Raw genomic sequence first — 11,180 nt, forward strand, 5'->3', positions numbered from 1 at the left:
GGAGAGTGTCGCTGCAGGAGAAGTGCCTGCCGATGTCCGAGCGCGGCTGCGCACCCAACTGTCCGAACGGGCAAGACGGTGGACGATTCGATCGAGGTCCAGCCTCTCGTCGTAGGGCGCACCAGTGACGTCTCGCTCAGGCGCGGCGCAGCCCGTCGAACGTCAGCTCGACGACGGCGTCGGCGAGGTCGGCGACCGTCCCACCGGTGCGGGGGCGGTACCACTCGATCAGCGAGTTGACCGTGCCGAACACGAGCCGGCTGGTGAGTGCGGGATCGATTCCGGGCCGCAGGTCGCCCTCTTCCGCCGCCGCGACCACGAGGTCGCTGACGAAGGCGTCGAACTCGCGGCGGCGGGCGAGTGCGCGACGTTCCACCGCGGTGTTGCCCCGGACGCGCAGCAGGAGCGTGACGTACGGGAGTTCGGCGGCGAGTACCTCGACACTGCGGCGGACGAGGTACTCGAGGCGGTCGATGTACCGGCCGCTCGTCGCCTTCTCCTCGGTGGTGACCGCGAAGAGCGCGTTGAGCGCGCGCGACAGCGCCAGTTCGAGGAGCTCCGACTTCCCGGACACGTGGTGATAGATCGACGACTTCGTGATTCCCAGGCGCTGGGCCAGCACCTCCATACTGGTGCCGTCGTAGCCCTTGTCGTTGAACACCTTGACCGCGACAGCGAGCAGCGAGTCGAGGTCGTAGCCGGGCCGTCCGGGCGAACCGGTCTTCCGTGCGGGGCGTGCCGTAGTCATGCGCGCAATCCTTCCAGGTGCAGAACTCCATCGCATCGGTGCGCCGTCATCCACAGGAGCCGACCGAAGGTTCGGTTCAGCTGAGAATACCGTGACCGACCCGGCAGTGGTGAACCACGTGAACGGGCCGAGTCGCTACGCGAACCGCGGCGTCGTCCGGCTCATCGGCCCAGGGCCTGGGTGCGGCCTTCCTTCCGGGCCTTCGCGAGGCCACGGCGGGCCAGGAATCCGTTGGCCAGGAGCAGGATCGTCTTGTTCGGCGGCGCGGTGAACCCGGCCTGCGTGTGCGGTGCGTACACCGCCTCGGTGCCGGTGACCTCGAGCCAGCCGGTGTTCTGACGCGACTCGAGGCCGACGAGCTGGGGCCGGTACGCGTGGGCGAGCAGTCCGGCGCGACGACCGCCCTGCGGCACCCCGGCAGGGACCCTCAAACGCACGCCCTCGTTGCTCGCCGAGTTCACGTCGACCGGCACGACGGTCGGATAGCCGTCCGCCTCGCGGTAGGCGAGCAGCACGTGCGGCAGCTTCCGGGCGCGCTCACCGGTCTTCACCGCATCCACCCGCGGCGCGGTGCCCTTCTTCGGCGGCGCCTGTGGCGCCGCGTCGGCGTCGGGGAGCGGTGCGCCGTAGACCTCGTGCTGGCCGGTCGTGCGCAGGTCGGGCCAGGCGGTCACCCGCGTCACCGCGACCGTCACCAGCACCCGGTCGGTGTAGTAGGCGCTGAGCCAGCGGTCCCAGAATGCGCCGCGCCGCGGCTCTCCCGTGTAGGGGACCGAGCGCTCGCCGATGGCGTCGAGGACGTTCCGGTCGGGGCTGGGATCGAACGTCGCGTCTCCCTGCACGAGCACGTAGCGCCGGTTGGTGCCGTCGCCGATTCCGTGCTCGCGCGCATGGAAGGCGAGCGCCACCCGCGGTTCCGCCTTGATGCGTTCGAGCTTGCGGCCGAAGCCCAGCGAGGTGGTGAATCCGACGGTGCCCCGCTCGTGATCGCGCAGCCCGAAGGGCGCCACCGCGGCCACCACCGCGCCTCCCGCGGGCGTGACGTACGCGAACCCGCTGGTGAGGTCGTCGCGGATGACCTCGTCGACATCGTCCGACCAGGTGATCGGCATGTCCCGAGCCTACCCAGGCGACGCGGCACCGGGCCAGACCTTCGCGCTCCCCGAGGGTTGACGACTCCTAGGAAATGAATAATGCTTCATTTGTCGTGAGCGGTTGCTCACATTTAATGACTATTCATTCACTGCGGCATCGAGGAGCATTCCATGGACCTGACACTGACCGAGGAGCAGAAGGAGTTCCGGCAGCTGGCCCGCGACTTTCTGAACAAGGAGGTCGTCCCGCACCGCGCCGAATGGGACCGCGCCGAGTCGGTGGACACCGCGATCATCGGGAAACTGGCCGACATCGGCTTCTTCGGCATGACCATTCCCGAGGAGTACGGCGGGCTGGGCGGCGACTACATCACGTACTGCCTCGGGATGGAGGAACTCGGCCGGGCGGACTCCGCGGTCCGGGGCATCGTGTCGGTGTCGATGGGGCTGGTGGGGAAGGTGATCCTCTCGCACGGCACCGAGGAGCAGAAACACGAATGGCTGCCCCGCATCGCGTCCGGTGAGGCGCTCGCCTGTTTCGGTCTCACCGAGCCCGACAACGGGTCGGACCCCGGAAATCTGAAGACCAAGGCGGTGCGCAGCGGCGACGAGTACGTCATCAATGGTTCCAAGATCTTCATCACCAACGGCACGTGGGCCAAGGTGTGCCTGGTGTTCGCGCGCACCGGAGGTCCGGGGCCCAAGGGTGTTTCGGCTTTCCTGGTTCCGACGGACACCCCCGGTTTCGAATCCCGCGAGATCCACGGGAAGCTCGGACTCCGCGGGCAGGCGACCGCCGAGTTGTCGTTCACCGACGTGCGGGTGCCGGCGAGTTGCCTCCTCGGATCGGAGGGGCAGGGCTTCTCCATCGCGATGCACTCGCTGGACAAGGGGCGCGTCTCGGTGGGCGCCGGATGCGTGGGGATCGTCCAGGGCTGCCTCGAGGCGGCCGTCGACTACGCCCGCGAGCGCACGCAGTTCGACCGTCCGCTCGCGTCGTTCCAACTCGTGCAGGACCTGATCGCCGACATGTCCGTCGACGCCGACGCCGGGAGGCTGCTCACCTGGCGGGCGGCCGACCTGATCGAGCGCGGGGAGCCGTTCGGGACAGCCGCGTCGAAGGCGAAGTACTTCTGCAGTGAGGCCGCGGTTCGTGCCGCCAACAACGCGATCCAGCTGTTCGGCGGGTACGGCTACGTCGACGAGTACCCCGTCGCCAAGTACATGCGCGATGCGCGGGTGATGACGCTGTACGAGGGCACGAGCCAGATCCAGAAGTTGCTGATCGGCCGGGCGGAGACCGGGATCAGCGCCTTCCTCTAGCGGTGGCAGGGCTGCGTGACCCTTGACACACTCCGCGCAGTGAATGTACGTTCATTTGTACCGAATCAATGTTCACAATCTTTGAACCCACTCTCATTACCGGCTTCCCGGAAAGGAATCACCGTGACCGACTACGAAGACATCACCTACGAGGTCGACGGCCCGGCGGCGGTCGTCACGATCAACCGCCCCGCGCGCTACAACGCATTTCGCGGTAAGACCGTCGAGGAACTGATCAAGGCGTTCCGCTCGGCATGGGCCGACGACACGGTGCAGGCGATCATCCTCACCGGTGCGGGGGAGAAGGCGTTCTGCACGGGCGGCGACGTCAAGCAGCGAGCGGAGACCGGCGACTACGGCCCCACCGAGAGCGGCATGTTCGAGATCGGCAACCTGCACAAACTCATCCGCGACGTCCCCAAGCCCGTCATCGCGGCGGTCAACGGCATCGCCGTCGGCGGCGGCCACGTGCTCCACGTTCTCTGCGACCTCACCATCGCGTCCGAGACCGCGAAGTTCGGCCAGGCGGGACCGCGTGTGGGCTCGTTCGACGCGGGCTTCGGCTCGGCGTTCCTGGCGCGAGTCGTCGGTGAGAAGCGGGCCCGCGAGATCTGGTACCTCTGCCGTCAGTACGACGCCGTCACCGCCGAACGCTGGGGTCTGGTCAACTGGGTCGTCCCCGCGGACCGGTTGCTCGACGAGGCGAAGGCCGTCGCCGCGGAGATCGCCGAGAAGAGCCCCACCACCCTGCGTTTCCTGAAGCAGTCGTTCAACGCCGACACCGACCACCAGGCCGGACTGAGCAACCTCGCGATGTCTGCGCTCGACCTGTTCACGCATTCACCCGAGGGTCTCGAGGGGGCGACGGCGTTCGCGGAGAAGCGCAAGCCCGAGTTCAACAAGTACGTGAACGCCTGAGTCCGACACACACGGGAAGGGGAAACACACCATGAGCAACAACATCGCAGTGGTCACCGGCGCAGGATCCGGCATCGGCCGCGCCATCGCGCTCGCACTCGCCGAGCAGGGCGACCGGGTGGTCGTCGCCGACCTCGACCTGCAGGCCGCGGAGAAGACCGCGGCGGAACGGCCCGACCTGCTTTTTCCGATGACCGTCGACGTCGCCGACCGGACGCAGGTCGACGCCCTGCGCGACCGGGTGACGGCCGAGGTGGGGGTCGCGAACATCCTCGTCAACGCGGCGGGATGGGACCGCACCGACCAGTTCCTCAACGCCACCACCGAATTCGCCGAGAAGGTCGTCGCCATCAACTACCTCGGGCCCGTGCACATGTGCAGCGCCTTCCTCCCCGGCATGGTGGACGCGGGTAACGGTGGGCGGGTCGTCAACCTCGCCAGCGATGCCGGCCGCGTCGGTAGTGCGGGGGAGAGCATCTACGCGGGTGCGAAGGGCGGTGTGATCGCCCTGTCGAAGTCGCTGGCGCGGGAGATGGCCCGGCACGGGATCAACGTCAACTGCGTGTGCCCCGGCCCGACCGACACGCCGCTGTTCCAGGCGCAGGCGGAGAAGCTGAAAGAGGCTCTGGTCAAGGCTATTCCGTTCCGCAGGCTCGCGCGCCCGGAGGAGGTTGCGGCGCCGGTCGTGTTCCTCGCGTCCGAATCCGCATCGTTCATCACCGGCCAGGTGATCAGCGTCAGCGGTGGCCTCACCATGGCCGGCTGACCGGCGCCGGGACGGAGGACTCATCATGACGTACGCATACGATGCCCACGCCTATCGTCAGTACTTCGAGCACGACTTCACCTATCTGAACGGCTTCCGGCGCAACACGCACCGGTACGCCGATCGACTCGCGATGCAGTCCCCGTCGACCGGCGAGAGCTGGACGTACGCCGAACTCGGCGACCGGGTCGACCGGCTCGCCACCGGCCTCGCCCGCGCCGGTGTGGGTCCCGGCGACGTCGTGGCCTACCAGTTGTTCAACGGCCCCGAGTTCGCCCAGCTGTACCTGGCCGGGCAGGCCTGCGGGGCAGTCGGATCGCCGATGAACTTCCGCCTCGCGTCCGGCGAGACGGCGTTCGTCCTCGACGCGAACCGTCCCACGGTGTTCGTCTACGACACCGAGATCGGCGAGATGGTGCGGGACGCGCTGGCGCGCTCCACGCACAAGCCCGCGCTCGTCGTCGCCGTCGGTCCGGGAGAGCCCGTGCCGAGTAACGGCTTCGAGGTGATCCGGTTCGACGACCTCGTCGCCGAGTCGGCGTCGCCGCCGGACGTGACTCGCACGGTGTGGGACGAGACCACCCGGCTGTTCACGTCGGGAACGACCGGCATGCCGAAGGGCGTCCCGCTCAACAGCATGATCGAGATCTTCAGCGCCCACGACGTGATCATGCACTTCCCGCTGACGGCGGAAGACAAGACGCTGAACATGACGCCGTGGTTCCACCGCGGTGGGCTGTACTGCGCCGGACCGAATCCCACGTTCTATCTCGGTGCGTCGCTGGTGGCGCTGCGCAGCTTCGACGCCGACGTCACGCTCGACCACGTCGAGGAGTACGGGCTGACGTTCCTGATCGGCGCCCCGACCAACCTGGCGATGCTCGCGCGTGCCCAGGTGGACAAGCCCCGCGACCTGTCCACCCTGAAAGGCATCGTCACGATGGGTGCGCCCCTCGAGCGGGAGGCGGCGCTGCACTACCAGAAGGTGCTGAATCCGCGCATCTTCAACGGCTACGGCAGCACCGAAGGTTTCTGGAACACCTTCCTGCGGCCCACGGATCTGCCGGACATGGCCGGGTCCGCGGGGCGGGCCTGCATCGACGACGACGTCGCCGTGGTCAAGTTGTTCGACGACCGCCTCGCCGACGCGCACGAGACGGTCGCGAGGGACGGAACCGAGATCGGCGAGGTCATCGTCCGCTCCCCGAAAGGCGCCAACGCCTATTTCGATGCCCCGGAGCAGGAGAAGCAGAAGTTCCGGAACGGCTGGCTGCACATCGGCGACCTCGCCACCTGGGACGAGAAGGAGTTCGTGACGATCGTCGGACGCAAGGACGACATGCTCCTGTCCGGCGGCGAGAACGTCCACCCGGTGCAGATCGAGGAAGCGCTGAACGAGCACGCGTCGGTGACGGATTCGCTCGTCGTCGGTGTTCCGGACGACAAGTGGGGGCAGGTCGTCGTCGCGTACGTCGTCGCCACCGCACCGGTCCCGTCCGCCGAAGAACTGGACGACTTCTGTCGCAGGCATCCGATGCTGTCGCAGTTCAAGCGCCCCCGTGCGTACCGCTTCGTCGAATCGCTCCCCGTGTCGGCGACGGGAAAGAAGCTGCACTACAAGGCAACCGACACCGCGCGCAGGGAGTTCGAGAGCGGGGCATTCGTCACCCCGGCCGCCCGCGGATCCCACACCATCGGCTCGTAAAGGACACCGTCATGACCACCCATTCCCATCCGCGGCCCTTCAGCGCCGTCGACCCACTCGACATCGACACGCTGTACTCGGACGACGAACTCGCCGTGCGCGACACCGTCCGGAAATTCTGCGCCGAGCACGTCACACCGCACGTCGCCGACTGGTTCGAGGCCGGCGAACTGCCGGGAGTCCGCGAACTGGCGAAGGAATTCGGGAAACTCGGCGTCCTCGGGATGCACCTCGAGGGCTACGGGTGCGGCGGATCGTCGGCCGTCCACTACGGTCTCGCCTGCCTCGAACTCGAGGCCTGCGACTCCGGCATCCGCTCCCTCGTGTCGGTGCAGGGCTCCCTGGCCATGTTCTCGATCTGGAACAACGGCTCCGAGGAGCAGAAGAATCAATGGCTGCCCGGCATGGCGGCCGGTGAGATCATCGGCTGCTTCGGTCTCACCGAACCGGACGCGGGCTCCGACCCGGCGTCGATGTCGACGCGTGCCAAGCGGGACGGCTCGGACTGGATCCTCAGCGGCCGCAAGATGTGGATCACCAACGGCAGCATCGCCGACGTCGCGGTGGTGTGGGCGGCCACCGACGACGGGGTCCGCGGATTCATCGTTCCGACCGACACCCCGGGTTTCAGCGCGCCCGTGATCAAGCACAAGATGTCGTTGCGCGCCTCGGTCACCAGCGAACTGGTGCTGGACGACGTCCGACTGCCCGAATCGGCGATGCTCCCCGGCGCCCGTGGCGTGCGCGCCCCGCTCAGCAGCCTGTCCGAGGCGCGCTACGGCATCGTGTGGGGTGCGATGGGCGCGGCGCGGTCCGCGTGGGAGGCTGCCCTGCAGTACTCGAAGGACCGCGCCCAGTTCGGACGACCCATCGGCGGATTCCAGCTCACGCAGGCCAAGTTGGCCGACATGGCGGTGGAACTGCACAAGGGGCAGCTGTTGTCGCTGCACCTCGGCAGGCTGAAGGACACGGCCGGGCTGCGACCGGACCAGGTCAGCTTCGGCAAACTCAACAACACGCGTGAGGCCATCGAGATCTGCCGCACGGCGCGCACCATCCTGGGCGGCAACGGAATCTCCTTGGAGTTCCCCGTCATCCGGCACATGGTCAACCTCGAATCGGTCCTGACCTACGAGGGGACACCCGAGATGCATCAGCTGGTTCTCGGGCAGGCCTTCACCGGCGAGAACGCGTTCCGCGGATAGGAGACGAACACCATGACCATCGAATACGAATCCGAGCACCAGCAGTTCCGGGACAGCGTCCGCAGCTTCGTTCGCGAGCGAATCGTCCCGCGGCACGAGCAGTGGGAGAACGAAAGCTGTCTCGACCCGGCACTGTTCACCGAAGCGGGTAAGCAGGGGCTGCTCGGCTTCCCGGTCCCCGAGGCGTACGGAGGTCCCGGCGTCGAGGACTTCCGCTACAACGCGATCGTCGTCGACGAGGTCAACCGTGCGGGTGCCGCATCCGCGGGTATCGCGTTCTCCCTCCAGAACGACGTCGTGCTGCCGTACCTGACGGACATGACGACCGAGGAACAGAAGGCCCGGTGGCTTCCGGGAACCGTCACCGGGGAGACGATTCTCGGCATCGCGATGACCGAGCCGGGCACCGGAAGCGACCTCACCGGCATCCGCACCACGGCGGTCCGCGACGGCGAGCACTACGTGGTGAACGGCAGCAAGACGTTCATCTCCAACGGCCAGAACGGCACGCTCTTCGTCGTTGCCGTGCGCACGTCGCCGGACAAGCACAAGGGGCTGTCGCTGCTCGTCGTCGAGTCGGACACGCCCGGGTTCTCCCGTGGCCGCAACCTGGAGAAGATCGGGCTGCACGCTCAGGACACCAGCGAGCTGACGTTCACCGACATGCGCGTTCCGGTGGCCAACCTGCTCGGGGAGGAGGGGCAGGGCTTCTATCAGCTCGTCCACAACCTGCCGCAGGAGCGGCTGTCCCTGTCCGTCGGCGCCGTCGCGGCCGCCGAAGGAGTCCTCGAGCAGACCCTGGCGTACGTGAAGGAGCGCAGCGCCTTCGGACAGCCGATCGCCGGATTCCAGAACACCCAATTCGTTCTCGCGGAAGTGGCCACGGAACTCGACCTGGCCCGCACCTACCTCGACGACTGCATCCGCCAGCACGTCCGCGGAGACCTGACCGCGGCCCGTGCGGCGCGGCTCAAGTGGTGGACCACCGAACTGCAGGTCCGCGTCGCCGACCGGTGCCTGCAACTCCACGGCGGATACGGCTACATGCGCGAATATGCGGTGGCGCGCGCGTTCGTGGACGCGCGGATCCAGACCATCTACGGCGGCACCACCGAGATCATGAAGACGATCGTCGCGAAGGATCTCGGTATCTGACCCGGACCGGACTGCGGTTCCGATCCCGCGCGGGATACTGTGAATACCCATTCACCGCAGGTTCTGCCACCAAGGAGAGGTCATCTGTCATGGCGAAGGACACGTCCGCCCTTCCACTCGACGAGGCGGTCCGCGCCGTCCGCGTCAGCTCGCGTCGACGTCAGGTGCTCGACGCCGCCGTCACGGTGATGCAGCGGACCGGGTTCCATCAGATGTCCATGCAGGCGCTCGCCGACGAGGCGCAGGTGAGTGTGGGGCTGATCTACAAGTACTTCGGCGGCAAGGAAGACATCCTCCTCGCCACGATCGTCGACATCCTCGACGCGTTCCGTGATCAGCTCGAGCCCGCGATGGATGCCGCGGGAACCGACCCCATCGAGCGGCTGGCCGCCGGGTTCCGGCGGTTCGTCGAGATCGTCGACGAGAATCTGGACGCCGTCGTGCTGACGTACCGGGAGAGCCGGACCCTCGACCAGGAGGGGCGCGAGCGGATCAAGGAACTCGAGGTGGCGACGTCCACACCGCTCCACAATGCCCTCGAAGCCGCGATCGCATCCGGGATCGCCGGCGACCTCGACGTCGACCTGACGACGTTCGACATGATGATGCTCGCGCACGGGTGGGCGCTCAAGCACTGGCATTTCGCGTCCCGCTACACCGTCGACCAATACATCACGGCGCAAACACGATTCATTCTCCGCACCGTCCTGTCGGATCGGAGCGCCGCAGCGTACCGGCACCTGACCGAATGACCCGATGGCGTTTCGACGGTGAGATCACCGGCGTGGGCACCGGGTCGGGAGTCCGCATCGTCGTCGGCCACTGGTCCCGATCGCCGCTCGGTGAGTTCACGGATGTCATGGTCGAACACGCCGACGGCCTGCGGGTGCTCCTCGCGCCGTCGGACGCCGTCCGCGATTTCGTCACCGCGACGTACACCTTCGACCGGACGGTGATCACACCCGTTCACTACACGAGGTCCGGCGACAGTCGGGCGGTTCAGGCCGGCGACCTGCACGTGCGGTTCGAGGTCGGGGCCCGCACCCTGCTCGGACACCTGCTGAATCTGGTGCCGCGGACCGTCGCGGGTGCGCCGTGGTTCTGCTCGGTCAGCGACCCGATCGCCCGCGTCGTTCTCCGCGGTGTGCGCACCCGTGGCACCGCGGGCAACGGGCGTCGCGAGTTCTACGGAGCCGTCGACCAGCGGCGGCTGGCCGGAATGTCCGCCACCTGGTGCGGCGAGAACCTCGGCGCCCTGACACCGGTCGATCCGCCCGTCCGATTCGGGTTCGGCTCGACCCCGCGGACCCCGGCGGTCACGACGATCGTCACGACGATCGTCGACTAGTCGTAGTGGTAGCGGGCCTGCTGTATGACGACAGTGTCGTCGACGATCACGTACACCAGGCGATGCTCGTGGGTGATGCGCCGCGACCACACGTTGTCTTCCATGTGGCGGAGCCGTTCGGGTTTTCCGATCCCCTGGTAGGGCGACCGTTTGATGTCCTTGATCAGCGCGTTGATCTTGGCGAGAACCTTCCGATCGTTGGTCAGCCAGTACGTGTAGTCGTCCCAGCCGTCGTCGGTGAAGGCGGTGTTCACTCGATCAGTTCCCTGTCGGTGTATTCACCGCGCCGGGTCGCCTCCAGGCTGCGGAGCAGCCGGCGAGCGTTCGCCGGGCTGGACAACAGGTAGGCGGTCTCCATGATGGAGTCGTAGTCGTCCTTCGAGATCAGGACTGCGTTGCCGTTCTTCGACACGATCTCCACCGGGGTGTGGTCCTCGTTCACCTGGCTGACCAAGCCGAACAGATTTTTCCGGGCGTCAGTGGCGGTAATAGCGGACATGGGTCACCTTCTTTTCCTCGCATCGCAGGCGGGGCCGCACCTGCCGTGGGCAAGCGATGCCCGACGCTGCCAGGGTACCATATACGTACTTGATCTGGTACGTAATGGAGGCGTGAACGACGTCATGTGTGGACACGAAATCGTTCGTGATCTAGTCGAAGAGGGTGGGTGCCTCTCCCGGCTGATCGCGGGCGGGCGGTTCGACCTCGCCCGCCGGGCTCGTCGCCTTGTGCACCACCGACAGCATCGTCGTCCGGACCGACAGTCTGTGCCCGTCGGGATGCTGGAGCGAAGCCATGCCCTTGCTGACCTCGACGACCAGCCAGGGGCCGGCGTGACCGGACGCCTGCACCAGATCACCCACCTGTATCCGTACGGCTACCACCGCGTCCTCCCAAGGTCTACTGCATCGGCCTGTG

General features: G+C 67.1%; 13 protein-coding genes. 8 read left to right on the top strand and 5 right to left on the bottom strand.

The window, feature by feature from the left end; genetic code table 11:
- Positions 1-136: 136 nt before the first annotated feature.
- Positions 137-748 (bottom strand): TetR/AcrR family transcriptional regulator, encoded by a 612-nt coding sequence (locus tag CJ179_RS16175; RefSeq protein WP_012689589.1) that lies wholly within the window; start codon positions 746-748, stop codon positions 137-139.
- A 161-nt stretch (positions 749-909) separates the two neighbouring features.
- Complete coding sequence (locus tag CJ179_RS16180) at positions 910-1,860, bottom strand: hypothetical protein (RefSeq protein ID WP_095862236.1); 951 nt, start codon at positions 1,858-1,860, stop codon at positions 910-912.
- 153 nt (positions 1,861-2,013) lie between these two features.
- Between CJ179_RS16180 and CJ179_RS16185 the strand changes: the two genes are divergently transcribed.
- From CJ179_RS16185 to CJ179_RS16220, 8 genes are all read left to right on the top strand, one after another.
- Entirely contained in the window at positions 2,014-3,165 is a 1,152-nt protein-coding gene (locus tag CJ179_RS16185; protein WP_095862237.1) for an acyl-CoA dehydrogenase family protein, read from the top strand.
- A gap of 123 nt (positions 3,166-3,288) precedes the next feature.
- Entirely contained in the window at positions 3,289-4,083 is a 795-nt protein-coding gene (locus CJ179_RS16190; protein WP_072937232.1) for an enoyl-CoA hydratase-related protein, read from the top strand.
- Positions 4,084-4,114: 31 nt separating this feature from the next.
- Positions 4,115-4,849: an SDR family NAD(P)-dependent oxidoreductase gene (locus tag CJ179_RS16195; RefSeq protein WP_072937233.1), complete on the top strand. Its 735-nt coding sequence runs from the start codon at positions 4,115-4,117 to the stop codon at positions 4,847-4,849.
- A gap of 25 nt (positions 4,850-4,874) precedes the next feature.
- A complete protein-coding gene (locus CJ179_RS16200; RefSeq protein WP_095862238.1) occupies positions 4,875-6,554 on the top strand; it encodes a class I adenylate-forming enzyme family protein in 1,680 nt (559 codons plus the stop codon).
- Between the two features lie 11 nt (positions 6,555-6,565).
- Positions 6,566-7,759 (top strand): acyl-CoA dehydrogenase, encoded by a 1,194-nt coding sequence (locus CJ179_RS16205; RefSeq protein ID WP_095862239.1) that lies wholly within the window; start codon positions 6,566-6,568, stop codon positions 7,757-7,759.
- Positions 7,760-7,771: 12 nt separating this feature from the next.
- Complete coding sequence (locus tag CJ179_RS16210) at positions 7,772-8,914, top strand: acyl-CoA dehydrogenase family protein (protein ID WP_072937236.1); 1,143 nt, start codon at positions 7,772-7,774, stop codon at positions 8,912-8,914.
- 89 nt (positions 8,915-9,003) lie between these two features.
- Positions 9,004-9,666 (top strand): TetR/AcrR family transcriptional regulator, encoded by a 663-nt coding sequence (locus CJ179_RS16215; RefSeq protein ID WP_095862240.1) that lies wholly within the window; start codon positions 9,004-9,006, stop codon positions 9,664-9,666.
- Positions 9,663-10,262, top strand: a complete 600-nt coding sequence (locus CJ179_RS16220; protein ID WP_072937238.1) for a hypothetical protein — start codon at positions 9,663-9,665, stop codon at positions 10,260-10,262. Before CJ179_RS16215 ends, CJ179_RS16220 begins: the two co-directional genes overlap by 4 nt.
- Here CJ179_RS16220 and CJ179_RS16225 read toward each other — a convergent pair.
- The 3 genes from CJ179_RS16225 to CJ179_RS16235 all read right to left on the bottom strand — a co-directional run bounded on the left by CJ179_RS16225 (position 10,259) and on the right by CJ179_RS16235 (position 11,146).
- Positions 10,259-10,516 (bottom strand): Txe/YoeB family addiction module toxin, encoded by a 258-nt coding sequence (locus CJ179_RS16225; protein WP_072937239.1) that lies wholly within the window; start codon positions 10,514-10,516, stop codon positions 10,259-10,261. The two genes, CJ179_RS16220 and CJ179_RS16225, sit on opposite strands and share 4 nt — an antisense overlap.
- The gene (locus tag CJ179_RS16230; RefSeq protein ID WP_072937240.1) at positions 10,513-10,761 is read right to left on the bottom strand and encodes a type II toxin-antitoxin system Phd/YefM family antitoxin; all 249 of its coding nucleotides are present in this window, start codon (positions 10,759-10,761) and stop codon (positions 10,513-10,515) included. Before CJ179_RS16230 ends, CJ179_RS16225 begins: the two co-directional genes overlap by 4 nt.
- A 151-nt stretch (positions 10,762-10,912) precedes the next feature.
- Positions 10,913-11,146, bottom strand: coding sequence for a hypothetical protein (locus CJ179_RS16235; RefSeq protein WP_095862241.1), 234 nt, complete (start codon positions 11,144-11,146; stop codon positions 10,913-10,915).
- Between the last annotated feature and the right edge of the window lie 34 nt (positions 11,147-11,180).

It is taken from the genome of Rhodococcus sp. ACS1 (assembly GCF_002300155.1).
Taxonomy (GTDB): Bacteria; Actinomycetota; Actinomycetes; order Mycobacteriales; family Mycobacteriaceae; genus Rhodococcus_F; species Rhodococcus_F koreensis.